This is a genomic window from Citrobacter sp. S46_ASV_140, from assembly GCF_018919545.1.
Lineage (GTDB): Bacteria > Pseudomonadota > Gammaproteobacteria > Enterobacterales > Enterobacteriaceae > Citrobacter > Citrobacter braakii.
In genome coordinates this window covers 1-26,490 of the sequence record NZ_JAHLRC010000058.1, presented here as the reverse complement: position 1 = coordinate 26,490, position 26,490 = coordinate 1, and the positions used below count along the sequence as shown (strand labels likewise).

Genomic DNA, 26,490 nt, shown 5'->3' with positions numbered 1-26,490 from the left:
CTGGCGGCTGTAGCGCGGTGGTCCCACCTGACCCCATGCCGAACTCAGAAGTGAAACGCCGTAGCGCCGATGGTAGTGTGGGGTCTCCCCATGCGAGAGTAGGGAACTGCCAGACATCAAATAAAAACAAAAGGCCCAGTCGAAAGACTGGGCCTTTTGTTTTATCTGTTAAACGCCGGGTTGTATCCGGCGCATGACTTTAATGGATAACCTGCGACAAAAACGCACGAGTGCGTTCAGATTTGGGGTGAGCAAAAAACTCATCCGGTGCTGCCTGTTCAACAATCTCGCCAAGATCCATAAAGATCACCCGGTCGGCCACTGTACGGGCAAAGCCCATTTCATGGGTAACACACAGCATGGTCATGCCTGATTGTGCCAGACCTATCATGGTATCAAGCACTTCTTTTACCATTTCAGGATCCAACGCTGATGTGGGTTCATCGAATAACATGATTTTGGGTTTCATGCACAGTGAGCGTGCAATGGCTACGCGCTGTTGCTGCCCACCAGAGATTTGCCCGGGATATTTATGCGCATGTTCAGCAATGCGAACTCGCTCAAGGTAGTGCATTGCCAGAGCTTCAGCCTCTTTTTTTGGCATCTTTTGCACCCAGATCGGTGCCAGCGTGCAGTTTTGCAGGACCGTCAAATGAGGAAAGAGATTAAAGTGCTGAAAGACCATGCCAACTTCTTGTCTGACGCGCTCAATATTGCGGATATCTTCATTGAGTTCGATCCCATCCACCACAATACGTCCTTGCTGATGCTCTTCCAGATGGTTGATACAGCGGATAGTTGTCGATTTACCCGAACCGGAAGGTCCGCATAATACGATGCGTTCTCCCTGCTTTACCTTCAGGTTGATGTTTTTCAGGACGTGAAACTGTCCGTACCATTTGTTGACGTTTTCCAGCGTAATCATCGCGTCGGTAGACGGCATTAATAATTGGCTCATAAATTCCTCAGTGCGGTGTACGCCCGGTGTTAAAACGTTTTTCCAGATGTTGGCTGTAACGCGACATGCTAAAACAGAAGATCCAGTAAATCAGTGCAGCGAAAACATATCCTTCCGTCGACATACCCAACCATGCAGGGTCCACAGTTGCCTGCTGCACGCTACTGAAGAGATCAAACAGGCCGATGATGATGACCAGACTGGTATCCTTAAACAGGGCGATAATCGTGTTAACCAGACCCGGAATAACCAGCTTGAGGGCTTGCGGAAGAATGACCAGCCCTTGCGTTTTCCAGTACCCTAACGCCAGTGATTCAGCGGCTTCATACTGACCTTTTGGTAGGGCCTGTAACCCTCCGCGAACCACTTCTGCGACATACGCCGACTGGAAAAGAATCACGCCGACCAGCGCCCGGATAAGTTTGTCGATACTGGTCCCTTCGGACATAAACAGAGGAAGCATGACCGAGGACATAAAAAGGACGGTAATCAACGGTACACCGCGCCAGAACTCAATGAAAATGACGGATAAAATCCGCACGACTGGCATATGAGACCGACGTCCAAGCGCCAGTAAAATACCCCACGGAAGCGCGCCCGCAATCCCCACGGATGCAATGATAAGTGTCAGTGTTAATCCGCCCCACTGTCGGGTTTCTACGCGCTCAAGTCCGAAAAAACCACCGTACATCAACCACCAGACCACCACGGGATAAACGACGGCCCAGACGGCGATATAGCGGCCACGGTGGGGAATAGATTTCCAGAACATAGGGACGATAGAGGCCAGGCCAATGATCAGGGCCAGATTTACGCGCCAGCGCTGATCGTGGGGATAAAGTCCATACATGAATTGCCCAAAGCGTTCATGAATGAACACCCAGCAAGCCCCTGCTTTGGTGCAGTCTGCGCGGGTTGAACCGACCCAGTTGGCCTGAAAGAATACCCAGTTCAGCAGTGGCGGAAGAAATGACCAAATCAGCCAAATGCACAGCAGCGTGAGCAGGCTATTTGACCAACTGGAGAACAGGTTTTTACGCACCCAGAGTAGACTGCGGCTTGCCGGGTTACTGTTCTGACGCGAGGGGTGAGACAGCAGTGCTTTTGTCATCATGGCTCCTTAGCGCTCAATCAGTGCAATACGGCGGTTATAAATATTCATCAACAGAGAAATGCTCAGGCTGATGATCAGGTACACCGACATCGTGATAGCAATAGTTTCAATGGCTTGCCCTGTTTGATTGAGTACCGTGCCGGCAAACAGTGAAACCATATCCGGATAGCCAATGGCAGCCGCAAGTGAGGAGTTTTTGACGATATTCAGATACTGGCTGGTTAATGGGGGAATGATGACGCGCAGCGCCTGTGGGATGATCACCTGGCGCAGTGTCACCGGATTTGGCAGACCCAGCGAGCGTGCTGCTTCATGTTGGCCATAAGGAACGGCCTGTATTCCCGCTCGAATAATTTCTGCTATAAACGCCGAGGTATACACTGAAAGCGCCAGCGTCAGGGCAGCCAGTTCGGGAATAAGCACCATACCGCCACGGAAGTTAAAACCGCGAAGGGCGGGGATATCCCAGTGAAGCGCTGCGCCAAACAGCCACTGTGAGATCATCGGTAAAAGCACGATCAGCGCCAGAGTCGTGGGCCAGGTCCGGCGTAGCTGACCGGTTTTAGTCTGGTGCATTCTGTTGTAGCGAAATAGCCCGATAGCGACGACGATTGTGATAATTACAGCGCAGCAAAAGGCAAAAAATCCTTCTCCTATTTGCGGTGCCGGAATATAGAGTCCCCGGTTACTCAGAAACATCAAGTCCAGCGCGTTAACGGCCTGACGTGGGCCGGGCAGGTTACGTAATACGGCGAAATACCAAAAGAAGATCTGCAGCAGCGGCGGTATATTGCGGAACGTTTCGATGTAGATCGTCGAGAGCTTTCGTAATAACCAGTTATCTGACAGGCGTGCCAGTCCGAGAAAGAAACCGAGAATTGATGCGAAAACAATGCACAGTGCAGAAACTAATAGCGTATTGAGCAGGCCAACGATAAAGACACGGCCATACGTATCGCCTTGCTCGTAATCGATCAGATGCTGGACAATACCAAATCCGGCGCTGCGATCGAGAAAAGAGAATCCCGAGGTAATACCGCTATTATTCAGGTTATTTATCGTGTTATGGATGAGATAGACCGCAATGCTGATGACTGCAATGACGGCAAGTATTTGAAATAACCAGGCGCGGACCGCAGGGTTAGAAAAGGATAACGATCCTTTTACGATTGAGCGGCGATGGAACATAAGAAAACCTCGGTAACTATGGCTCTGGACTGAGCGCCGCAGTCGCGGCGCCCGTTACATCACTACGCATTAGCGCACCGGTGGCGCATATTGAATGCCACCGTTATTCCAGAGGTTGTTCTGTCCACGTTTGATCTTCAGTGGGCTTTCCGATCCCACGTTACGCTCAAAGATCTCCGAGTAGTTACCTACCTGCTTGATAATGTTGTAAGCCCATTTGTTATCAAGCTTCAGATCCTTGCCATAATCCCCTTCTTTGCCTAACAGGTGTGCCATATCCGGCGTTGCAGGATTAGCCGCTTTTTCATCGACGTTTTTCGAGTTAACGCCCATTTCTTCCGCATTCAGCATGGCGAACAGCGTCCAGCGAACAATGGAGAACCACTCATCGTCTCCACGACGTACAACAGGTCCCAGCGGTTCTTTAGAAATAACTTCTGGCAGGACAATCCACTCCGCAGGATTACTCAGCTTGATTCGCAGGGCGTACAACTGAGACTGGTCGGAAGCCAGCGTGTCGCAGCGTCCAGATTCCAGAGCTTTAGCTGATTCATCCGAGCGGTCAAAGGTGACAGGGGTGTACTTCATGTTGTTGGCTTTAAAGTAGTCAGCCACGTTCAGTTCGGTATCTGTTCCTGCCTGGATACAAACCGTTGCGCCATCCAGCTCTTTAGCACTCTTAAGACCCGCTTTATTGTGGGTAAGAAAACCAATGCCGTCGTAATACGTTACGCCAGTGAAAGACATTCCCATTCCTGCGTCACGAGAGGAGGTCCAGGTGGTATTACGAGAGAGCATGTCGACTTCACCTGATTGTAGTGCGGTAAAGCGTTCCTTGGCGGTGAGCGGGGTATATTTTACTTTGCTATCATCGCCAAATACGGCGGAGGCAACGCCACGACATACGTCGACATCAATACCTGAGAACTTACCGCTTGCATCGGCATAAGAAAAGCCAGGCAACCCGTCACTGATCCCACACTGCACAAAACCTTTTTTCTTTACGGCATCAAGAGTTGCGCCGGCATGTGCCTGATTTGCAACCGCAAGCAGCACGCCGGCCGCTGCCAGGCTGGCTATTATCATCTTTTTCATAGAGCATCCTGTGTGGAGGAATTATTGTTATGGAAACGTTCTGAAAACGTCTTTTACCTGTCTGTGGCTATGGCCATACTCTTTTAAGCAAAGGTAGTGCCAGGTTTTTGCGCACGATTATTCGACGCAATATCCAGAGTGTAGACAGGAAAAAATAAATGCAGCGCCCTGAAGTGGTGCAAAATTGAAACGTAAGCCACATTTCGGCGCAAAAAATTTAAAAATCAAACCGGACGCGTGATAACGATTTCGTACGTTAATATTGATGACGTGAGAATAATGAAAAGAAAGCGCGCTGTTACGAAGAACTGAAAAAATGCTAATTTCAAATCGTGGATATGTGAGGAAAATCTATAATAATTTTATTATACGTTGAGTGCTATATACCAACGTTTTGTCTTATATGAAGATTTAATTCTTATTGCAAAAAGCGCGGTACCCACCGCGCTTTTAAGAAGATTTATTTGGTCAGGGCGACTATCCCAAGTGTCAGCCCGGCAACGGCTGCTGCGCCACCGGCGATGGCACCGGCTGTTTCCCAGTTATCCTGCGTGGTGCCTTTCATACAGGTATTGGTATGAACCAGGCGTCCCTGATCGTCGTATACAGGTACGCAAGGAGAATCGTGTGCACAGCCGGCCAGGAATGCGGTAAGCAATGCAACGGATATTAATCTTTTCATGGTGTTACCTCAAAAATAAGCGTTTCGCTAATTGAGCAAAGACAAACGCTAAGCCATCTGCGAACTCGGCGACTATTTTACCACTTCTTAAAAAAAGACTGACATGAGGAATAATCTCAATTCATGTGGATTGTAAAAATAATGGATAAAAAGAAAGGTGACTGGCGAGTTTTTCAGGAAGGGTTTATTAGAAATAAATGGCTATCTTATTAATAAATAAAGAGGGCCATCTTAGGTGAAAAAGGCGTCCGAAGACGCCTTAATTTTACAAATTAATTGTTGCGCCGACTAAAACGCCGTCTGACGACAACGAAGAAGACGGGGACGAAGAAGATTGCCAACAATGTCGCGGTCAGCATGCCTCCCATTACGCCTGTTCCGACCGCATTCTGCGCCCCGCTACCTGCTCCGCGGCTGATAACCAGAGGCATAACCCCCAGAATAAACGCCAGGGATGTCATCAGGATTGGACGAAGACGCATGCGTGACGCCTCCAGTGTGGCTTCAATCAACCCTTTACCTTCTTTATCCATCAGGTCTTTGGCAAACTCCACGATAAGGATAGCGTTTTTGGCGGAAAGACCGATGGTAGTCAGCAGACCTACCTGGAAGTAAACGTCGTTATTCAGACCGCGTATAGACGCCGCCAGAAGCGCACCGACCACGCCAAGCGGTACAACCAACATGACTGAAAATGGAATAGACCAGCTCTCATACAATGCGGCGAGACACAGGAAGACGACGATTAACGAAATAGCGTATAACGCAGGTGCCTGATTGCCGGAGAGCCGTTCCTGATATGACATCCCCGTCCAGTCATAGCCGATACCGGTTGGCAGCTGTGCTGCCAGGTTTTCCATGAGCGCCATGGCTTCACCGGTGCTTCGACCCGGCGCGGCCTCTCCCAGTATTTCCATTGATGGCATACCGTTGTAACGCTCCAGGCGGGGTGAACCATAAATCCAATGCGACGAACTGAACGCAGAGAATGGCACCATTTCACCATTCCCACTACGTACGTAGAGATTGTTGATGTCGTTGGGTAACATACGGAACGGCGCGTCAGCCTGAACGTATACCTTTTTCACTCGGCCATGATCGATAAAATCGTTCACATAGGTGCCGCCAAGGGCCGTGGAAATCGTTTGGTTTATATCCGACAGACTTACGCCTAACGCCTGGGCTTTTTCCTGATCAATATCCAGCTTAAATTGCGGGGTATCTTCCAGACCGTTAGGGCGCACGCGCACCAGCAAATCTGGATGTTCTCTCACCATACCCAGCAACTGGTTCCTGGCTTTCGTCAGTTCTGTATGACCGAGGTTAGCCTGATCAATTAACTGAAAATCAAAGCCGGTCGCGGTACCCAGTTCAAGAATGGCAGGCATGTTGAACGGGAACACCAGTCCATCTTTAATCTGGCTGAACGCCCTGGTCGCACGTTCGACGATAGCCGTCACGCCGTTTTCATCGCCCGAACGCTCTTCCCATGGTTTGAGGCTAATAAAGACGATACCGGAGTTCTGTCCCTGGCCGCTAAAGCTGAAGCCATTAACGGTGAACACCGATTTTACGTTCGCTTTTTCCTGGTTCAGGTAGTAATTCTGAATCTGATCCAGCACCTGCTGTGTGCGCGTCTGTGTCGCACCAGCAGGAAGTTGCACCATTGTCATAAAGACCCCCTGATCCTCTTCGGGCAAGAAGGAGGTAGGGAGGCGTAAAAACAGAACAGCCATTCCGCCGACGATAAGAACATATAGCAACAAGTAGCGTCCGGTTTTGCGCAGAATACCGCTGATACTATTGCTGTAATGCCCGACGCTTTTATCGAACAGGGCGTTAAACCATCCGAAAAAACCGCCTTTCTTTTCAACATGTCCGGCGGAAACGGGTTTTAGCAGCGTTGCGCAAAGCGCTGGCGTAAGAATGAGGGCGACCAGAACAGAAAGCGCCATCGCTGAAACAATGGTCAGAGAGAACTGGCGGTAAATGGCGCCGGTCGAGCCGCCAAAGAACGCCATGGGGATAAATACCGCCGAGAGCACCATCGCGATCCCGACCAGTGCGCCCTGGATCTGGACCATGGATTTCTGCGTCGCCTCTTTGGGCGGCAGTTTCTCTTCCGCCATGACGCGTTCGACGTTTTCTACTACCACGATGGCGTCATCGACCAGCAGGCCGATGGCCAGCACCATTCCGAACATCGTTAGCGTGTTGATGGAGAATCCGAATGCTGCGAGGATCGCGAATGTTCCCAACAGCACGACAGGCACTGCGATAGTTGGAATCAGCGTGGCGCGCAGATTTTGCAGGAACAGGTACATCACCAGGAAGACGAGGATGATGGCTTCAAACAGCGTTTTCACCACCTCGTTAATCGAGATTTTTACAAATGGTGTAGTGTCATAGGGGTAAACCACTTGCAAACCTTGCGGGAAGAAAGGTTGTAACTCAGCCAGCTTTGCTTTGACGCCTGCGGCAGTATCCAGCGCGTTTGCACCGGTCGCCAGCTTAATGCCCAGACCTGTTGCGGGCTGACCATTAATTTTCGTCACCATGTTATAGTTTTCGCCGCCGAGTTCGATGCGGGCTACATCTCTGAGGTGAACCATTGAGCCATCCTGGCCCACCTTCAGCGTTATGCGGCCAAACTCTTCCGGCGTTTTCAGGCGTGTCTGAGCAATAATGGAGGCATTAAGTTGTTGACCCTGGACGGATGGCGCGCCTCCCAGTTGTCCTGCGGCAATCTGATTATTTTGCGTTCTCAGTTGATTGATAACGTCCAGCGGAGTCAACTGATATTTGTTCATTGCATTGCTGTCGAGCCAGATGCGCATTGCGTACTGTGCACCAAACATCTGGACATCGCCGACACCGGCTGTTCGGCTTATTGCGTCTTTAACGTTAGACGCCACATAGTCGGAAATATCATCCTGCGTCAGATTGTTATTATCGGAGACAAAACCCGCCACCATCAGGAAACCGCTGCTGGATTTCTCGACGCTGATTCCCTGCTGCTGTACTTCCTGAGGCAGTAAGGGCATCGCTAACTGTAATTTGTTTTGCACCTGGACCTGTGCGATATCCGGGTCAGTACCCGACTCGAAAGTCAGAGTAATGGTGACGCTCCCGGAGGAATCGCTGGTGGAGGACATATACATCAGGTTATCGATACCGTTCATATTCTGTTCGATAACCTGCGTAACCGTGTCTTGTACTGTCTGCGCATCCGCACCTGGGTAGGTGGCAGAAATAGCGACCGCAGGAGGTGCAATGGTCGGATACTGTGCAACGGGCAGTTGCATGATTGCCAGAGCCCCTGCCATCATCAGAATGATGGCCAGAACCCAGGCAAAAATAGGGCGATTGATAAAAAAGTTAGCCATGTCCGGTTACCTTATTGCGCAGTTTTTGCGGCTGGAGTTTCGGTATCGGTGGTTGCTTTAACCTTTACGCCGGGACGCGCTTTCTGCAATCCGCTGACGATAACCTTATCGCCAGGCTGTAAGCCCTCGCTGATTAACCACTTATCACCTATCGCCTGTGTAGCAACGACGGTGCGAGCCTCGACCTGACTCTTGTCATTGACAACCATCACCGTTGCATCGCCGCGTGGCGTACGCGTTACCCCTTGTTGGGGAACGAGAATGGCATTCGGCTGGACGCCTTCATCAATACGAGCACGCACAAACATGCCCGGCAGCAGCGTGTGCTGTGGGTTAGGGAATACGGCCCTGAGGGTGATGGATCCGGTACTTTCATCAACGGTGACATCAGAGAACTGCAACGCACCTTTCAGCGGGTACGACTGACCATTTTCCATCACCAGTTCGACGGTACTGCTGGCGCTGTCTTTATGCAGGCTCCCTTGCTCAACGGACTGTTTGAGGCGCATAAAGTCATTACTGGACTGTGTTACGTCGACGTAAATAGGATCAAGTTGTTGCACGGTAGCAAGCTCAGTTGCCTGGCCATTCGTGACTAATGCGCCTTCGGTGACGTTAGATTTACCGATACGTCCGCTAATGGGCGATGTCACTTTGGTGTAGGCCAGGTTGATACGAGCGCTTTCGACCGCCGCTTTTGCCGCGATAACGGAGGCATTGGCCTGGCGAGCATCAGCAATGGCCTGATCGTACTCTTGCTGGCTGATGTACTTAGTGCCAACCAGCGGGACATAACGTTTTACCGTTAAATGTGCGATAGCTGCTGCCGCTTCACTCTTTGCCAGTTCGCCTTTGGCGCTGTCGTAGTCGGCCTGGTAAGTCGCGGGATCGATCTGATAAAGCGACTGACCGGCTTCAACATCGCTTCCCTCGGTGAAATTCCGTTTAAGTACAATCCCGCTGACCTGAGGACGGACTTCAGCAATACGAAATGCTGTTGTGCGCCCTGGTAATTCGGTCGTCACGGCTAAAGGCGCCTTTTCGACGACATGGACAGTCACCTGCGGCTCTGCGGGGTGAGCTTGTGTTTCTCCCTGATCGTTACAACCGGCGAGTAATACAGCGGACATGATGATGAATGAGGGCAGGAGTGAAAACCTGGCATTTTTCGTCATTTCTATTCCTTAAAAAACCGAACGCTCGTTATTAACCGGGTAACGCAGAGGCGATAACGCGCACAAGTGAAAATAATGGTTGGCTATCCTACAAATTATTAGCTTGCGATGTAAGCAATACTTATTTATGGGCGCGATACACGGCACGTAAAAACAAAAAAGGATTAATCTTCGGTTGTTTCATTATGGTTTTAATAGTAATGCTATGATGCGCATAAACACATATTGAAATAAGTATTTGGTTGGTGAATATATTGGTGGTTGTTATTTGTTTTGTTTATTCGTGTGCAATGTCCATAATTAACTGTTTTAGAACTCGTCTAAATAAACGCTAAGTGATACATTTGTTCCGTTTAGCAAATATTACATAAGAAAGTTAATCATTCTCTACCTTACCTCAGACAGTCGAAACCATGGCCAGAAAAACGAAAGCTGATGCCCTCAAAACACGACAGCACCTGATAGAAACAGCGATTATGCAGTTTGCCGTGCGTGGTGTTAGCAATACGACGTTAAACGACATTGCGGATGCCGCCAGCGTGACGCGGGGGGCGCTCTATTGGCATTTTGAAAATAAGACGCAATTGTTCAATGCGCTATGGTTACAACAACCTTCATTACGCGATCTTATTCAGGATAAGCTTATTGGTCGTTGGGGTGATAATCCTTTACAGCGACTGCGTGAAAAGTTTGTGGTGGGATTGCAATATATTGCACAGAATCCTCGCCAGCAGGCATTAATGCAAATTTTATATCATAAATGTGAATTTCATAACGATATGATATCAGAACAGACCATTCGCGATAAAATAGGTCTCAGTCATCAAAGTATTCGTGATTCACTGCAAAAGTGCGTGGATGAAAATCTGATTGCCACCAGTCTGGATTTAGATGTCATCATCATTATTCTGCACGGTAGCTTTAGCGGAATAATAAAAAACTGGTTAATGAATCCAGTGAGTTATGATTTGTATGGGCAAGCGCCAGTATTAGTTGATAACGTATTAAAAATGTTAAGCCCAGACGGCTGTGTAATGCAATTAATGCAGAGTGAAAATCAGCCAGGATAGTTTTAGCCGCCAGGGCCTGACGGCTGTCGATGTATTTTTCGTCGTGCTATTCGAGGTCGACGCAGTTGACCAGCTTGAGGGGGTTCACTGAATTCATATTCCGGCACTTATCGTGCTCCGTTGTCACCAGCTCTATCCACTGAATGAGCAGCGCATCAAAGAGAAAAACGAAGACCGCAAAAACAACCAGCCACCAATACTTGCGAATCATTACCAAACCCTGTGTATTCATGCCCAAGCGTGCAGGGAATATACACGAAATCTGCAAGCTGAAAAGCAGACTTACAATGCCTTTACTTTGCTGAAAGATCGCCGCTCTTTGCTGTTAATCGACTCTTTTTAGACAGATTTTTTGTCTTCCGCTTTTTCACCTTTGCAAGTTCATTCTCTGAAAAATGCGAACCAATGCTCATTCTTCTGAGCCCCATTTTTACGTACTCGGCATTGATTTCAATCCCGACAAACTTGCGACCTAATTCCACGGCAGTGGCACCGGTCGTGAAGCTACCGGCAAACGGATCCAGCACGCTGTCATCTGGACTGGAGGAAGCCAGAATGATGCGTTCAAGGAGGGCTTTGGGTTTTTGAGTGGGGTGATTTTCGTATTCGTCCATCAGATAACGAACGCGTGGAAACTTCCAGACATTGCCTGGTACTTTTTTCTGGTTGTAAGGTTGGGGCGGGTTCTTTCTGTAGTCTATCAGTGCACGTTTAGCGCCCGTTTTGGCTTCAACCAAAATATCATCACGATTAAACGTGTAGTTTTTCTGATCTTTTACCATCATCAGAAGCGGTTCATACATCGAACCAAAGTAATTTTTGGCCTGCACCCCGGAGCTATCGTATGACCACACGATACGGCTCTTGATGGTAAAGAGCTGGCGGCATTTGAGATCGATGTACGGCATGTTCTCCGTACTGTTCATGATGTACATGGTGCCGTGTGATTTGAGAATGCGATGGCACTCGTCAATGCACTCAAACAGCCATGCCAAAAAGGCCTCTTCGTCCCAGGATTCCACCATCCCGTCAAAGTCTTTACCGATGTTATAAGGTGGGTCGGCGAAAATGAGATCGACGCTTTCAGACGGCAGCTTTTTCAGTTCGGTCAGTGCATCACCCAGGATTATCTTTTTAGATTCATCGCCAAAATAGACAGGTTCACATCTTGCGTTCATCGCCAAAGCCTCCCGTGTGACGTTAATAAAAAAGGCGCTTCCCCATGCCGAGTAGCGCCTTTTAAAACAAACATTTCGCTGATTAGTATCAGTTCATGCCGTATTTTTTCAGTTTTTTACGCAGCGTACCACGGTTGATGCCCATCATCAGGGCAGCACGGGTCTGGTTACCGCGGGTGTATTGCATCACCATGTCCAACAGGGGCTGTTCTACTTCAGCCAGTACCAGCTCATAGAGATCGTTAACATCCTGACCATTCAATTGAGCAAAATAGTTCTTCAGTGCCTGTTTAACCGAGTCACGCAGGGGCTTTTGAGTTACCTGATCCTGAGAGTTAACGGTAGAAACGGTCAGTACGTCAGAATTTACGCGTTGTTCGAACATAGTTCTGTCAGCTCTTTATTTCTGTTTACGCAAAATTTTCGAAGTATGCCTCCAACGCCGCCAGCTGTTCGCTGGAATCTTCAATGGCGTTGAATGTGCGCCGAAACTGGTCATCCGGAGCGTGTTCCTGGAGATACCAGGATACGTGTTTACGCGCAATTCGGTACCCTTTTGCCTGACCATAAAAGTCGTGCAGTTCCCGAACGTGCGCACAAAGCAAGCGCTTCACCTCTGCCAGAGGCAGCGGGGGCAGCAGCTCCCCAGTGTCCAGATAATGCTGGATTTCCCGAAAGATCCAGGGTCTTCCCTGAGCTGCACGTCCTATCATCAGGGCATCCGCCCCCGTATAGTCGAGTACAGCTCTGGCTTTATGCGGGTCAGTAATGTCGCCATTCGCGATAATCGGAATGGAAACTTTCTGCTTAACTGCCCGAATACTGTCGTACTCAGCATCTCCATTGAACAAACAGGCGCGGGTGCGTCCATGAATGGTCAGAGCCTGAATGCCACAGTCTTCAGCCAGTTGGGCAATCTCTACGCAGTTACGGTGTTCCGGAGCCCAGCCGGTGCGAATCTTGAGTGTGACAGGAACGTCCACTGCATTGACGACCTCGGTTAGTATTGATTTCACTAGATCCGGGTACTGCAAGAGGGCTGAACCTGCGAGCTTGCGATTCACTTTTTTAGCCGGACACCCCATATTGATATCAATAATCTGGGCGCCGCTTTCCACGTTAATACGTGCGGCATCGGCCATCTCAACAGGGTCGCTACCGGCAATTTGCACCGTGCGAATTCCTGGCTCATCAACGTGCACCATCCGTAAACGAGACTTGTCACTTTCCCAAACCTGCGGGTTAGAAGACATCATCTCGGATACCGTCAATCCTGCTCCCATCTCATAGCACAGCGTCCTGAATGGTCTGTCAGTGATGCCAGCCATAGGTGCTGCGATCAGGCGATTTCTGAGCTGGTATTGTCCGATGCGCATGAGTTAAGAAATGACCATACTGTGACTGCAAGGCGGCGTATATTACGCATTTTTCGCACGAGATGAAAGGCCAAACTTTGACCAATCCACTGAGGTGGATCAATGAATTGCTGGTTAAGTACACAGTTTCAAATTAAAATCTTTAATAATCAGTTTGATACGTGGTTGCGCTAATTTTTCATCCGTTTATAAATTCCGAAAACTTCTCTTTTTTTATTACGGCCAGCCTCAGGTTATCAGGATAAAAAGCTGTTTTTGTGAGCAAATAGTGGCTTTGTAATGCGATCTCGCTCTCATTTCCGCAAATCCTTTTGCGAAAAAAAGAGCGATTATTGCGTTACCAACGGTAACGAGAAGGGATTATTTTTTCTGACCGGTAATGCGGCACCACTCTTCTTTCTCGATAACCGGATCGAGTGTAAAGAGTTCGGCATAGGCCTCACAGACGCTTTCCGCCTGGCTGGCAAGAATGCCAGAAAGCCCCAGTAAACCGCCCTCAACGGGCAGTACGCTGATTAACGGTGCCAGTTCACGTAATGGGCCTGCGAGGATGTTTGCGACCACCACGTCGGCTTTCATCGCCTCTGGCTGGTCTTTCGGCAGATAAAGCTCCAGACGCTCAGAAACGCCATTACGCTGGGCGTTATCACGGCTGGCCTGAATTGCTTGCGGATCGATGTCTACGCCGATGGCTTTTGCCGCACCCAGCTTCAGTGCCGCAATGGCAAGAATGCCGGAGCCGCAGCCGAAGTCGATAACCGTTTTGCCGTTAAGATCGAGACCGTCCAGCCATTGCAGGCATAGGGAGGTGGTGGGGTGAGTGCCGGTACCAAACGCCAGACCCGGGTCCAGCATCACGTTGACGGCATTCTCATCCGGGACATCGCGCCAGCTTGGGCAAATCCACAAACGTTCACCAAAGCGCATCGGGTGGAAGTTATCCATCCATTCGCGTTCCCAGTCTTTGTCTTCGAGCTGTTCGATTTTATGCGCGAAGCCTGCACCCAGCAGCGGATGCTGCTCCAGGATGGCAACCACTTCTTTCATGTCGGTTTCTGCATCGAACAAGCCGATAACGTCGGTATCTCCCCACAGGCGAGTCTCGCCCGGCAGAGGCTCAAATACCGGCGTATCATGCGTGTCCTGGAAAGTAATGGAAACGGAGCCCGCTTCCATCAGCGCATCGCTCAACTCTTCAGCGTTGGCACCGGTCGTGTTCAGTTTCAGTTGGATCCATGGCATGGCAAAACTCTTTTATTTATCAGTAGTCAATATGGCGGCTTGCGGGACGGCAGAACCGAAACGGTTGCCGATCAGGAAAGCCAGCAAGCTTATCAGTAACGAGGGCACAATCGGGTGGAAACCCAGGTACTGAATGTTAAATGTAGCGAGTACGGCATAAAGAACGCCGCCGATAATCATCGCGCTCAAAGCGCCCGCCGCGTTTGCCCGCTCCCAGTACAGGCCCAGTACCAGCGGCCACAGGAAGACGGCTTCCAGCCCGCCAAACGCCAGCAGATTAAGCCAGATAATCATTTCTGGTGGTTTCCAGGCCGCCAGTAGCAGTAACGCGCCGAGCAACAGGGTAATCACTGCCGACATGCGCTTCAGCCGGGTTTCGTTTTTCAGCTGTTCCGGACGCAGGTTCAGGTACAGATCCTTAATGATCGTAGCGGAACTTTGCAGCAATTGGGCATTGATCGTCGACATGATCGCGGCCATGGGGGCCGCGAGGAAGATCCCAGCAGCTACCGGCGGCAACACTTTGACCATCAGCGTAGGGATAACCAGATCCGGCACTGTCAGATCAGGGATCACCGCACGCCCCAACGCACCCGCCAGATGCATACCAAACATCAGGATCGCCACTACGATGGTGCCAATGATAATGCCGCGGTGTACAGCTTTGCTGTCTTTATAAGAGATGCAGCGTACTGCTGTATGCGGCAGCCCAATTACGCCAAAGCACACCAGTACCCAGAATGAGGTCATGAACGTGGGTGACAGAATGTCATCCGCGCCTTGCGGCGAGACCAGTTTAGGGTCGATAGTTTGCAGGGTTACCACCGCATTGCTGAGGCCACCGGCAGCATGAACGACGCCGACCAGCAGAACAATAGTACCAATCAGCATCACCAAACCCTGCATGGTGTCGTTCAGTACGCTGGCGCGAAAACCGCCGAACGCCGTATACAATGCGATACTGACGCCAAAAATAAGCAGACCGGTTTCGTAAGGTATACCCGCAGCGGTTTCAAGCAAACGTGCGCCGCCAATAAACTGTACGGTCATTGCACCGACAAACGCGACCAGCAGGCTAAGGCTTGCCAGCCACACAAGCAGGCGACTCTGGTAGCGGGCAAACAGCATATCGTTGAGGGTAACGGCATTATAACGGCGCGCCAGAATCGCGAATTTCTTACCAAGAATCCCCAAAGAAAGCCAAACGGCGGGCAACTGGATCATCGCCAGCAGCACCCATCCCAGCCCGTATTTGTAAGCGGCGCCAGGACCGCCAATAAACGAACTGGCGCTAATGTAGGTTGCCGTTAGCGTCATGGCTAATACGACCCCGCCCATCGAGCGGCTGCCGAGGAAATATTCATTCAGGAAAGTGCCGGTCGATCTCTTACGCATGGCGTAAACGGAAAGACCGAAGACCACCAACAGATAGGCGACCAGCGGCAAAATAACTTCAAGCTGCATCGTCATCCTCCAACGGAATGTCGCGATAGATAAACTTCACCATCGCCCAGCACAGCACGATGAAAACCAGCGGCGTTAGCAGGCAGGCCATTTCGAACCAGTGTGGTAAGCCGGTAAAACCGAGCGTGGAATCTGGTAAGTAAGCGGCCACTAACCATGTAGCAAGATATAAAAGGGTCAGCCACAGCGCCCAGCGCGCCTCTTTATGGGCCTGAACAAAACGAGCGTCCATTTTTTGTCCCTTGTGGATAAAGAAAGCGGGGATTGTACCTTATGGCACGTGCGGGAGGGGAGAAAAACAAAAGGCCGGAATTTCCGGCCTTTTCAGTTAACGCACGCTTACTTTTCCTGAAGTCCGAGTTTTTTCTCCAGATAGTGGATATTGGTTCCACCGTGCTGGAAATGCTCGTCATTCATGATGCGGATCTGTAGCTCAACGTTGGTTTTGATACCGTCGATGATCAGTTCCTGCAATGCGTTTTTCATACGGGCGATTGCTACGTCGCGGTTTTCGCCATAGCAGATCAGCTTACCGATCATTGAGTCATAGTACGGAGGTACGGTGTAGCCTGCGTAAATATGAGACTCCCAGCGCACACCAAAGCCACCCGGCGCGTGGAAACGCGTGATTTTACCCGGGCTTGGCAGGAAGGTGTTCGGGTCTTCGGCGTTGATACGGCATTCTACCGCATGGCCTTTAACCACAACTTCATCCTGCTTGATGGACAGCGGTTGTCCCGCAGCGATGCGCAGCTGCTCTTTGATCAGGTCAACGCCGGTGATCATTTCGGTTACCGGGTGTTCAACCTGAATACGGGTGTTCATTTCAATGAAGTAGAACTCGCCGTTTTCGAACAGGAACTCGAAAGTACCTGCCCCGCGATAGCCGATATCAACGCACGCTTTGGCGCAACGCTCGCCGATGTAGCGACGCAGTTCCGGAGTAATGCCCGGTGCTGGTGCTTCTTCGACGACTTTCTGGTGACGACGCTGCATGGAGCAGTCACGTTCTGCCAGATAAATCGCGTTACCCTGACCGTCCGCCAGCACCTGAATTTCGATGTGGCGTGGGTTTTCCAGGTACTTCTCCATGTAAACCATGTCGTTGTTGAAAGCCGCTTTCGCTTCCGCTTTGGTCATGGAGATGGATTGCGCCAGTTCGGCATCGCTGCGCACGACGCGCATACCGCGACCGCCGCCGCCGCCGGAGGCTTTGATAATAACTGGATAACCGATGCGTTTAGCATGAGCGCGGTTAGCGTCCATGTCGTCGCCCAGAGGGCCGTCAGAGCCTGGGACTGTCGGTACGCCAGCTTTTTTCATCGCGGTAATTGCGGACACTTTATCGCCCATCAGGCGGATGGTGTCGGCTTTCGGGCCGATGAAGATAAAGCCGGAACGTTCTACCTGTTCAGCAAAGTTGGCATTCTCAGAGAGGAAGCCATAGCCCGGGTGAATTGCCACTGCGCCGGTGATTTCAGCAGCGCTAATGATAGCCGGGATGTTCAGATAGCTTTTTACGGACGGAGCCGGGCCAATACAGACCGTCTCATCCGCCAGCAATACGTGTTTTAAATCGCGATCCGCGCTTGAATGCACAGCGACAGTCTTGATGCCCAGCTCTTTACAGGCACGCAGAATACGCAGGGCGATCTCACCGCGGTTGGCGATAACAATTTTATCCAACATGTTCGCCTCGTTATTCGATGACGACCAGCGGCTCGTCAAATTCTACCGGTTGACCGCTTTCTACCAGAATCGCTTTCACTACGCCGGATTTGTCGGCTTCGATCTGGTTCATCATTTTCATGGCTTCAACGATGCACAGGGTATCGCCCGCATTCACTTTCTGGCCGATTTCGATGAACGCTTTCGCATCTGGGCTCGGGGTGCGGTAGAACGTACCAACCATTGGGGAGCGTACGATGTGACCACTGATTTCCGCTGCTGCCGGAGCTTCCATACTTGGAGAGGCAGTTTGTGCGACAGCGTTAGACAGAGCTGGCTGCTGCATCACTGGTGCAGCATAAGCCTGTTGCATCATTGGAAAACTTGCAGCTGGCGCCGCACGGCTGATGCGTACAGACTCTTCGCCTTCAGAAATTTCCAGTTCGGAGATGCCTGATTCTTCAACCAGCTCGATCAGTTTTTTAATCTTACGAATATCCATGAGTGGGTTCCGTACTCTTTGTTTAGTGAGATTGTGACAAGCGTTTTACCGCCGTCTGTATAGCATTTTTATAACAGTGAGTGACAAGATGCCACGCATCTCAGGCATTGCACTGGGTGCGGTTGCCATTAAGTGAGATTGCCAGACTTGTTAGTCATTGTGCGGCTATCTTCTGCCATTTTCGGGTAAAAGACAAAATATACCTTCAACATGCGAATGTCACCCTTTCAGCGCTCTAAAAACGCTACCGGGGATAGCAAAGTCGCACATTATAACTATTTCGTAGCAATTGGCAGCTAAATACTGGTCTTATCAGGGAAGATAATCAACCGTTAACATGTAAAGAAAATCGGATCGTCCACATTTTGTAACGCACTGCACATAACGTGAAACTACCGCCACCACTGGCGAAACTTCTTGTAACGGCAGGCTAACAACACCACAGCGAGTGCTGCATAAATAATCGGTTGAGGGGAGATAATTTTTACCGACCACAGATAATGTATGGGTGCCAGGATCGCCACAAGATAGACGAAGTTGTGCAAATACTGCCAATTTTTGCCCAGTTTTCGCTGAGCCGACTGGGTGGAGGTTAACGTGAGGGCGAATAATATGCCCCAACTGGCAATGCCCAGCATCAAATAAGGTCGCGTGATTAATTCCCGTCCTAACAGCGCCAGATTATGAATGCCCAGTTCCAGGAGTGCGTAGCTGGTTAAATGCAACGTTGCCCAGGCGAAACACCATAGCCCTAACAGGCGCCGTGTGCGTATCAATAATGGCTGTTTAGCGTAGCGCGCGAGGGGAGAGACCAGCAAGGTCGCCAGCAAGAATTTCAGAGCTGTCCTACCGGTAAAGTGCTGGATATCTTTGACCGGGTCTGCGCTCAGACCACCGTGATTCACCGCCCAAAATAGCCAGACAAACGGTAAAAAGCCGGCAAGGTGCAGGCAAACTTTCAGCCCGGTAATGTGCTTTGCAGTCAGGCGCACTCAAAAATTCTCCTGCAGGTTAAGACCACGGTACAGCGAAGCGACCTCGTCGGCGTAACCGTTAAACAGCAGCGTGGGTTGGCGCTGAACGTCCAGAATACCGCCTGCGCCAATAAAACGCTCAGTGGCCTGGGACCAGCGCGGGTGATCGACATGCGGATTCACGTTGGCATAAAATCCATATTCATTGGGGGCGGCCAGATTCCAGGTTGTCGGGGGGCGTTCGCGGGTTAGTTTAATACTCACGATCGACTTAATGCCTTTAAATCCGTATTTCCACGGCACAATTAAGCGAATGGGCGCGCCATTTTGTGGGGGAAGAGCTTTTCCATAAACCCCCACGGTAAGCAGAGTGAGTGGATGCATAGCTTCATCCAGACGCAGTCCTTCAACATAGGGATACTTCAGCCCGCCGCCAATAAAGCGATCTTTTTGTCCTGGCATCTCATCCGGCGCGTAGATCGTTTCGAAGGCGACATATTTTGCGTTGCTGGTGGGTTCAACCTGCGCCAGCAGTTTATGTAACGGAAAACCAATCCACGGCACGACCATTGACCAGGCTTCCACACAGCGCATCCGGTAAATCCGTTCTTCCAGTGGGAAACGGGCGGTCAGCGCATCGTGATCGAGGGTGAGTGGTTTTGCCACCTCACCACTGATTTTTAACGTCCACGGATCGGTTTTCAGACTGCCAGCATTGGCTGCCGGATCCGCTTTATCGAGACCGAACTCATAGAAGTTGTTGTAGCCAGAAACTTTATCCGCCGGCGTTAAAGGAAGCGAATTTTGCCAGGCGGCGGGTTTACTGAAATCAAGCGGCTTACCCGCGGGCGCGGGCGGGCGGTCATTCCCCTTAAACCAGCTAAGAAGGTCAGCCTGCGCAGAGAGGGGGAAAGACAACGCGGCGGCGCTGATTCCTAATGCTTTCAGTACCTGGCGGCGTTGCATAAAAAAAGCCGACTCGTCAGTGACGTCGGCTTCTGTAAATGGACGTAATTTCTTCATAACAGACTCCCGGCTTACGCGTCATAACTGACAGGGGACGCGTAGTTAATATGGCAGGGAGTCTGTAGATATGCCGCGAAATTTCGTTAATTAAGTGTAAATTTCTGCGCCAGAGCTTGTTACTTCACCTTCACCAGCGTACGACCTTGCACCTGGTTATTGATGATGGCATCGGCAAACTTCGGCGCATCCGCCAGCGTAATCTCCGTGGCGGCCTGAGCATAGAAAGAGTCCGGTAGATCCTTAACCAGACGCGCCCAGGCTTCTGCCCGGCGTGCCGGCGGGGTCATCACCGAGTCCACCCCTTGCAAACGAACGTTACGCAGAATGAATGGCATCACCGTCGTCGGCAGAGCGAAACCGCCAGCCAGGCCGCAGGCGGCAACGCAGCCACCGTAGTTCATCTGTGCCAGGACTTTTGCCAGAACTTTGTCGCCAACGGTATCAACCGCACCAGCCCACAGCTGTTTTTCCAACGGGCGAGATTCAGCAAATTCATCGCGGCTAAGGATACGGTTAGCGCCCAGGCTCTTCAGGTAGTCGTGAGTGCTTTCGCGACCCGAAACCGCCGCAACCTGATAACCCAGCTTATGCAGTAGCGCCACGGCCGCGCTGCCCACGCCGCCGCTGGCGCCGGTGACGACAATCTCACCGTCTTGCGGGCGAATACCTGCATCTTCAAGCGCCATGACGCACAGCATGGCGGTAAAGCCAGCGGTACCGATGACCATGGCTTTACGTCCGTCCAGCCCTTGTGGCAGCGCAACCAGCCAGTCGCCTTTCACGCGTGCGCGTTCGGCCAGTCCACCCCAATGATTTTCACCCACGCCCCAGCCGGTCAGTAAAACTTCCTGACCTGCATGAAAACGGGGATCTTCGCTTGCGCGCACGGTACCGGCGAAATCGATACCAGGAATCATCGGAAAATTACGAATGATTTTACCCTTGCCGGTGATAGCCAGGGCGTCTTTATAGTTCAGGCTTGACCAGTGGACATCCACCGTCACATCGCCTTCCGGTAGCTGATTTTCGTCGAGGGGTTGAACGGATGCGAGGGTTTTTCCGTCCTGCTGTTCTAAGATCAAAGCCTGCATAACCTGTCCTCAATTCGTATAGTGGATTGGAAAATTATTAATGAAGACTATACTCGCTAATCAAAACATGATGCCGATTCCGCGCAATAAATTGCCAGATATACCTAATTTGGTAGTATGCCCACACTGTTTGTATAAATGGACGGATTTTGCGTTCAGTTTTGCATTTTCGCGCCGCTTTATCACTTTCATGCCTGTTTCATAACTGTCGGAGTTAACACAAGGATGCGATTAACGACGAAATTTTCAGCTTTTGTGACGCTGCTTACAGGGTTAACGATCTTCGTAACTCTGATCGGCTGCTCGCTGAGTTTCTATAACGCGATTCAATATAAGTTCACCACCCGTGTTCAGGCGGTGGCGACGGCGATTGATACGCACCTTGTCTCCCGCGATGTCGTTGCGCTAACCCCGCAAATCGATGAACTGATGGTTTCGGTTGATATCGTGCGCGTCGAACTGCTACAGGGCGAACACGTGGTGTATGACCACTCCCGAACCAGCAGCTACCGCCCGGCGGGGACGAACAATCTGTATCGTGATGTCACCGTCCCGTTGGTCAAACACCCGGGCATGTCGCTGCGTCTGGTTTATCAGGATCCCATGGGCAACTATTTCCATTCGCTGATGACTACCGCGCCGCTCACGTTGGCGATTGCTTTCATTATACTGATGCTCTTTTTGTCTGTGCGCTGGCTTCAGCGTCAGCTTTCAGGTCAAGAGTTGCTGGAGATTCGTTCAACGCGCATTCTTAACGGCGAACGTGGACCGAACGTGCGGGGGACTGTTTATGAATGGCCTGCGCGTACCAGTAGCGCGCTCGATATGCTGCTGACCGAAATTCAAAGTGCCCGCGAGCAACGTAGCCGACTGGATACGCTGATTCGTTCCTATGTGGCGCAGGATACAAAAACCGGGCTAAGCAACCGCCTGTTCTTTGATAACCAACTGGCAACGCTGCTGGAAGATCAGGAAAAAGTGGGATCGCATGGCGTCGTGATGATGGTACGCCTGCCGGACTTTACGCTGCTGCGCGATAGCTGGGGAATTACCCTTGCGGAAGAACAAATTTCAACGTTAATCAATTTGTTGTCGACTTTTATGACGCGCTATCCGGGCGCGTTGCTGGCGCGCTACCACCGTAGCGATTTTGCCATCCTGTTGCCACACCGCACGCTGAAAGAGGCGGAAAGTATTGCCGGGCAATTATTAAAAGCGGTAGATGCGCTTCCGGCTAATAAAATGATCGACCGTGCCGATATGGTTCATATTGGCATTTGTGTTTGCCGCAGCGGTCAGTCGACGGAACAAGTGATGGATCACGCCGAAGCCGCCACGCGGAACTCGGTATTGCAGGGTGGGAACAGTTGGTCGGTCTATGATGACTCACTACCGGAAAAAGGTCGGGGTAACGTACGCTGGCGAACGCTGATCGAACAGATGCTCAGCCGGGGTGGACCAAGAATTTATCAAAAGCCTGCGGTAACCCGTGAAGGACGGGTGCACCACCGGGAGCTGATGTGCCGTATTTTTGATGGCAGCGAAGAGGTTATTTCGGCGGAATATATGCCGATGGTCCTGCAGTTTGGCCTGGCAGAAGAATATGACCGTCTGCAAATCAGCCGTCTGATCTTACTGTTGGGCTATTGGCCGCAGGAAAACCTGGCGATGCAGACAACGGTTGAATCGCTAATTCGCCCACGTTTTCAGCGCTGGCTACGTGATACGCTGATGCAGTGCGAAAAATCATTACGCAAACGCATAATTATTGAACTTGCAGAGGCAGATGTCTGTCAACACATCAGCCGGTTACAGCCCGTCATCAGATTGATGAATGCGCTGGGTGTGCGAATTGCCGTTACGCAGGCGGGTTTAACGCTGGTGAGCACCAGTTGGATCAAAGAGCTTAACGTTGAGTTATTGAAGCTGCATCCAAGCCTGGTGAGGAATATTGATAAGCGAACCGAAAACCAGCTCCTGGTGCAAAGCCTGGTGGAGGCTTGTTCTGGAACACCAACGCAGGTTTACGCCACGGGCGTTCGTTCGCGTAGCGAGTGGCATACGCTGATGGAACGCGGAGTTGCGGGTGGGCAAGGGGATTTTTTTGCCGCATCACAGCCACTTGACACTAACGTGAAAAAATATTCGCAAAGATACTCGGTTTAACCTGCCGTTTAATTCGTTTTCACGTAGAATAACGCGCGCTGTGCCTTCTGGGGGTGTGCTTGTCTGCTCGCCAGGTTGTAACAGCAAACATGCAGGTGAATGACCTTTGACAGGTTGCAAACAAAAGCGAGGAGTGCTGCTGATTTATTCAGCCCTGATGGACTCAGGCCGATTTTGTAACAAAGGAAACGAACTGCACTAATTTTCACCGTAGCAGATGATTTTTGCGCCTTGTCGCTGCTGCGTGTGGTTGGTAAAGTAAGCGGATTTTGTTTTCCGCCCCAGCTTTCAGGATTATCCCTTAGTATGTTGAAAAAATTTCGTGGCATGTTTTCCAATGACCTGTCCATTGACCTGGGTACCGCGAATACCCTTATTTATGTAAAAGGACAAGGCATCGTATTGAATGAGCCTTCTGTTGTGGCCATTCGTCAGGATCGTGCCGGCTCGCCAAAAAGCGTAGCCGCAGTGGGCCATGACGCGAAGCAGATGCTGGGTCGTACACCGGGCAATATCGCCGCCATTCGCCCAATGAAAGACGGCGTTATCGCTGACTTCTTCGTGACTGAAAAAATGCTCCAGCACTTTATCAAACAAGTGCACAGCAATAGCTTCATGCGCCCAAGCCCGCGCGTACTGGTATGTGTACCGGTTGGAGCAACTCAGGTTGAACGCCGCGCGATCCGTGAATCCGCCCAGGGCGCAGGTGCCCGTGAAGTATTCCTGATCGAAGAGCCGATGGCGGCTGCGATCGGGGCGGGTCTGCCAGTTTCTGAAGCAACCGGTTCTATGGTTGTGGATATCGGTGGTGGTACAACTGAAGTTGCCGTTATCTCCCTGAACGGCGTGGTTTACTCCTCTTCTGTACGTATTGGCGGTGACCGCTTCGACGAAGCCATCATTAATTATGTTCGTCGTAACTACGGTTCTCTGATCGGTGAAGCCACCGCAGAACGTATTAAACACGAAATCGGTTCCGCTTATCCGGGCGACGAAGTGCGCGAGATCGAAGTTCGCGGCCGTAACCTGGCAGAAGGTGTTCCACGCGGCTTTACCCTGAACTCCAACGAGATTCTGGAAGCCCTGCAGGAACCGCTGACCGGTATCGTGAGCGCGGTGATGGTTGCACTGGAACAGTGTCCGCCAGAACTGGCGTCTGACATCTCCGAGCGCGGCATGGTACTGACCGGTGGCGGTGCTCTGCTGCGTAACCTTGACCGTCTGTTAATGGAAGAAACCGGTATTCCAGTTGTTGTTGCTGAAGATCCGCTGACCTGCGTGGCGCGCGGTGGCGGCAAGGCGCTGGAAATGATCGATATGCACGGCGGCGACCTGTTCAGCGAAGAGTAATCGGATGCAGGTAGGGTAGCCCGCGGGTTGCCCTTCCGCTCTGATACGAGAATACGCATAGACTATGAAGCCAATTTTTAGCCGTGGCCCGTCGCTACAGATTCGCCTTATTCTGGCGGTGCTGGTGGCGCTCGGCGTTATTATTGCCGACAGCCGCCTGGGTACGTTTAGTCAAATCCGAACGTACATGGATACCGCCGTCAGTCCTTTCTACTTTATCTCAAATGGTCCTCGTGAATTACTCGACGGCGTTTCGCAAACGCTGGCTTCGCGTGACCAACTCGAACTTGAAAATCGGGCGTTGCGTCAGGAACTGCTGCTGAAAAACAGCGAGCTGCTGATGCTGGGGCAATATAAACAGGAGAACGCGCGTTTGCGTGAGCTGCTGGGATCGCCGCTGCGTCAGGACGAACAAAAGATGGTGACGCAGGTCATCTCAACGGTTAATGACCCTTACAGCGATCAGGTGGTGATCGACAAAGGGAGCGTTAACGGGGTCTACGAAGGTCAGCCGGTTATTAGCGACAAAGGCGTTGTGGGTCAGGTCGTAGCGGTGGCTAAACTGACCAGCCGCGTGCTGCTGATTTGCGATGCGACGCATGCTCTGCCCATTCAGGTACTGCGTAACGATATCCGCGTGATCGCTGCCGGTAACGGCTGCACCGACGATCTTCAGCTCGAACACCTGCCGGCCAACACCGACATTCGCGTTGGCGATGTGCTGGTTACCTCGGGTCTGGGGGGACGTTTCCCTGAAGGCTATCCGGTTGGTGTTGTTTCTTCCGTTAAGCTGGACACTCAGCGCGCTTATACCGTGATTCAGGCACGCCCGACCGCGGGTCTGCAGCGTCTGCGTTATCTGCTGCTGTTGTGGGGCGCCGATCGTAACGGCGCAAATCCGATGACGCCAGAGGAAGTGCACCGCGTTGCCAATGAACGTCTGATGCAAATGATGCCGCAAGTTCTGCCTGCACCAGATGCCATGGGGCCGCCTGCGCCAGTGCCAGCTCCCGCAACAGGCGTGACTCCAGCGCCTGCGGACACCACGCCGCCACAACCTGCTCCGCGTAAGCCGGGAGGACAGTAAGTGGCAAGCTATCGTAGCCAGGGACGTTGGGTGATTTGGCTCTCGTTCCTTATTGCACTGTTGCTGCAAATCATGCCCTGGCCGGACGATATTCTGGTTTTCCGGCCAAACTGGGTACTGCTCATCTTGTTGTACTGGATCCTGGCGCTGCCGCATCGCGTAAATGTGGGCACGGGGTTTGTGGTGGGTGCCATACTGGATCTCATCAGCGGCTCCACGCTTGGCGTGCGCGCATTGTCGATGAGTATCATTGCTTATCTGGTCGCGCTGAAATTCCAGCTATTCCGTAACCTCGCGCTCTGGCAACAGGCGCTGGTGGTCATGTTGTTATCACTGGTCGTGGATATTATTGTTTTCTGGGCCGAGTTTTTAGTGATCAATGTCTCTTTCAGACCCGAAGTGTTCTGGAGTAGTGTAGTGAATGGTGTGCTTTGGCCATGGCTATTCTTACTGATGCGTAAAGTCCGTCAGCAGTTTGCGGTGCAATAAGGTTGATATGAATACTCTGTATCTTGCTTCAGGTTCTCCACGTCGTCAGGAGCTGCTCGCTCAGCTTGGTGTTACCTTTGAACGGCTGGTGCCTGGGATTGAAGAACAGCGACACCCGCAGGAGAGCGCACAGCAGTATGTTTCGCGTCTGGCACGCGAAAAAGCGCAGGCTGGCGTGGCGCTGGCGCAGCGTGATTTGCCTGTATTGG

25 protein-coding genes and 1 rRNA gene are annotated in these 26,490 nt (G+C 51.2%); 7 read left to right on the top strand and 19 right to left on the bottom strand.

The window, feature by feature from the left end:
• Positions 1 to 115, top strand: a 5S ribosomal RNA gene (gene rrf / locus KQJ19_RS15165).
• Between the two features lie 84 nt (positions 116 to 199).
• On the opposite strand, the gene KQJ19_RS15160 is transcribed toward rrf, so the two are convergent.
• From KQJ19_RS15160 to KQJ19_RS15130, 7 genes are all read right to left on the bottom strand, one after another.
• Complete coding sequence (locus KQJ19_RS15160; protein ID WP_016154732.1) at positions 200 to 958, bottom strand: amino acid ABC transporter ATP-binding protein; 759 nt, start codon at positions 956 to 958, stop codon at positions 200 to 202.
• A gap of 7 nt (positions 959 to 965) precedes the next feature.
• Entirely contained in the window at positions 966 to 2,069 is a 1,104-nt protein-coding gene (locus KQJ19_RS15155; protein ID WP_016154731.1) for an amino acid ABC transporter permease, read from the bottom strand.
• 9 nt (positions 2,070 to 2,078) lie between these two features.
• A complete protein-coding gene (locus KQJ19_RS15150) occupies positions 2,079 to 3,260 on the bottom strand; it encodes an amino acid ABC transporter permease (RefSeq protein WP_200047092.1) in 1,182 nt (393 codons plus the stop codon).
• A 69-nt stretch (positions 3,261 to 3,329) separates the two neighbouring features.
• Entirely contained in the window at positions 3,330 to 4,355 is a 1,026-nt protein-coding gene (locus tag KQJ19_RS15145) for an amino acid ABC transporter substrate-binding protein (RefSeq protein WP_003025295.1), read from the bottom strand.
• A 460-nt stretch (positions 4,356 to 4,815) separates the two neighbouring features.
• Entirely contained in the window at positions 4,816 to 5,037 is a 222-nt protein-coding gene (locus KQJ19_RS15140) for a lipoprotein (RefSeq protein ID WP_003025292.1), read from the bottom strand.
• Positions 5,038 to 5,309: 272 nt separating this feature from the next.
• Positions 5,310 to 8,423 carry an efflux RND transporter permease subunit gene (locus KQJ19_RS15135; RefSeq protein ID WP_047499797.1) on the bottom strand — a complete coding sequence of 1,038 codons (3,114 nt, stop codon included), beginning with the start codon at positions 8,421 to 8,423 and terminating at the stop codon, positions 5,310 to 5,312.
• Between the two features lie 11 nt (positions 8,424 to 8,434).
• Complete coding sequence (locus KQJ19_RS15130) at positions 8,435 to 9,598, bottom strand: efflux RND transporter periplasmic adaptor subunit (protein ID WP_103767055.1); 1,164 nt, start codon at positions 9,596 to 9,598, stop codon at positions 8,435 to 8,437.
• Between the two features lie 413 nt (positions 9,599 to 10,011).
• On the opposite strand from KQJ19_RS15130, the gene envR reads away from it, so the two are divergent.
• A complete protein-coding gene (gene envR / locus KQJ19_RS15125) occupies positions 10,012 to 10,668 on the top strand; it encodes an acrEF/envCD operon transcriptional regulator (RefSeq protein WP_047359095.1) in 657 nt (218 codons plus the stop codon).
• Positions 10,669 to 10,714: 46 nt separating this feature from the next.
• Here the strand turns inward: envR and KQJ19_RS15120 are convergent, their stop codons facing one another.
• The 12 genes from KQJ19_RS15120 to KQJ19_RS15065 form a co-directional block, all read right to left on the bottom strand.
• Positions 10,715 to 10,879: a DUF2556 family protein gene (locus KQJ19_RS15120; RefSeq protein WP_049283192.1), complete on the bottom strand. Its 165-nt coding sequence runs from the start codon at positions 10,877 to 10,879 to the stop codon at positions 10,715 to 10,717.
• An 82-nt stretch (positions 10,880 to 10,961) separates the two neighbouring features.
• On the bottom strand, positions 10,962 to 11,846 hold the full coding sequence (yhdJ, locus tag KQJ19_RS15115; RefSeq protein WP_216403816.1) for an adenine-specific DNA-methyltransferase: 885 nt from the start codon (positions 11,844 to 11,846) through the stop codon (positions 10,962 to 10,964).
• An 88-nt stretch (positions 11,847 to 11,934) separates the two neighbouring features.
• Complete coding sequence (gene fis, locus KQJ19_RS15110) at positions 11,935 to 12,231, bottom strand: DNA-binding transcriptional regulator Fis (RefSeq protein WP_000462905.1); 297 nt, start codon at positions 12,229 to 12,231, stop codon at positions 11,935 to 11,937.
• Positions 12,232 to 12,256: 25 nt separating this feature from the next.
• The gene (gene dusB, locus KQJ19_RS15105; RefSeq protein WP_003025224.1) at positions 12,257 to 13,222 is read right to left on the bottom strand and encodes a tRNA dihydrouridine synthase DusB; all 966 of its coding nucleotides are present in this window, start codon (positions 13,220 to 13,222) and stop codon (positions 12,257 to 12,259) included.
• A 360-nt stretch (positions 13,223 to 13,582) separates the two neighbouring features.
• Positions 13,583 to 14,464: a 50S ribosomal protein L11 methyltransferase gene (gene prmA, locus KQJ19_RS15100; protein ID WP_016154723.1), complete on the bottom strand. Its 882-nt coding sequence runs from the start codon at positions 14,462 to 14,464 to the stop codon at positions 13,583 to 13,585.
• 12 nt (positions 14,465 to 14,476) lie between these two features.
• A complete protein-coding gene (gene panF / locus KQJ19_RS15095) occupies positions 14,477 to 15,928 on the bottom strand; it encodes a sodium/pantothenate symporter (protein WP_103767056.1) in 1,452 nt (483 codons plus the stop codon).
• Positions 15,918 to 16,160, bottom strand: coding sequence for a YhdT family protein (locus KQJ19_RS15090; protein ID WP_016154721.1), 243 nt, complete (start codon positions 16,158 to 16,160; stop codon positions 15,918 to 15,920). The genes panF and KQJ19_RS15090 overlap by 11 nt, the downstream gene beginning before the upstream one ends.
• A 107-nt stretch (positions 16,161 to 16,267) precedes the next feature.
• Complete coding sequence (gene accC / locus KQJ19_RS15085) at positions 16,268 to 17,617, bottom strand: acetyl-CoA carboxylase biotin carboxylase subunit (protein WP_141875716.1); 1,350 nt, start codon at positions 17,615 to 17,617, stop codon at positions 16,268 to 16,270.
• A gap of 10 nt (positions 17,618 to 17,627) precedes the next feature.
• Positions 17,628 to 18,098, bottom strand: coding sequence for an acetyl-CoA carboxylase biotin carboxyl carrier protein (gene accB / locus KQJ19_RS15080; protein WP_003025210.1), 471 nt, complete (start codon positions 18,096 to 18,098; stop codon positions 17,628 to 17,630).
• Between the two features lie 392 nt (positions 18,099 to 18,490).
• The gene (msrQ, locus tag KQJ19_RS15075; RefSeq protein ID WP_016157592.1) at positions 18,491 to 19,090 is read right to left on the bottom strand and encodes a protein-methionine-sulfoxide reductase heme-binding subunit MsrQ; all 600 of its coding nucleotides are present in this window, start codon (positions 19,088 to 19,090) and stop codon (positions 18,491 to 18,493) included.
• On the bottom strand, positions 19,091 to 20,095 hold the full coding sequence (msrP, locus tag KQJ19_RS15070; RefSeq protein ID WP_016157591.1) for a protein-methionine-sulfoxide reductase catalytic subunit MsrP: 1,005 nt from the start codon (positions 20,093 to 20,095) through the stop codon (positions 19,091 to 19,093).
• A gap of 119 nt (positions 20,096 to 20,214) precedes the next feature.
• Positions 20,215 to 21,189: an MDR family oxidoreductase gene (locus KQJ19_RS15065; protein ID WP_216403815.1), complete on the bottom strand. Its 975-nt coding sequence runs from the start codon at positions 21,187 to 21,189 to the stop codon at positions 20,215 to 20,217.
• Between the two features lie 225 nt (positions 21,190 to 21,414).
• On the opposite strand from KQJ19_RS15065, the gene csrD reads away from it, so the two are divergent.
• The 5 genes from csrD to KQJ19_RS15040 all read left to right on the top strand — a co-directional run.
• The gene (gene csrD / locus KQJ19_RS15060) at positions 21,415 to 23,355 is read left to right on the top strand and encodes an RNase E specificity factor CsrD (RefSeq protein ID WP_141875714.1); all 1,941 of its coding nucleotides are present in this window, start codon (positions 21,415 to 21,417) and stop codon (positions 23,353 to 23,355) included.
• Between the two features lie 306 nt (positions 23,356 to 23,661).
• Positions 23,662 to 24,705, top strand: a complete 1,044-nt coding sequence (mreB, locus tag KQJ19_RS15055) for a rod shape-determining protein MreB (RefSeq protein WP_000913396.1) — start codon at positions 23,662 to 23,664, stop codon at positions 24,703 to 24,705.
• A gap of 64 nt (positions 24,706 to 24,769) precedes the next feature.
• A complete protein-coding gene (mreC, locus tag KQJ19_RS15050) occupies positions 24,770 to 25,792 on the top strand; it encodes a rod shape-determining protein MreC (protein ID WP_047499766.1) in 1,023 nt (340 codons plus the stop codon).
• Positions 25,793 to 26,281: a rod shape-determining protein MreD gene (mreD, locus tag KQJ19_RS15045; protein ID WP_047499764.1), complete on the top strand. Its 489-nt coding sequence runs from the start codon at positions 25,793 to 25,795 to the stop codon at positions 26,279 to 26,281. It abuts the gene before it with no gap.
• A 7-nt stretch (positions 26,282 to 26,288) separates the two neighbouring features.
• Positions 26,289 to 26,490, top strand: a 202-nt coding sequence (locus tag KQJ19_RS15040; RefSeq protein ID WP_216403814.1) for a Maf family protein, incomplete at its 3' end; no start/stop codon positions are given.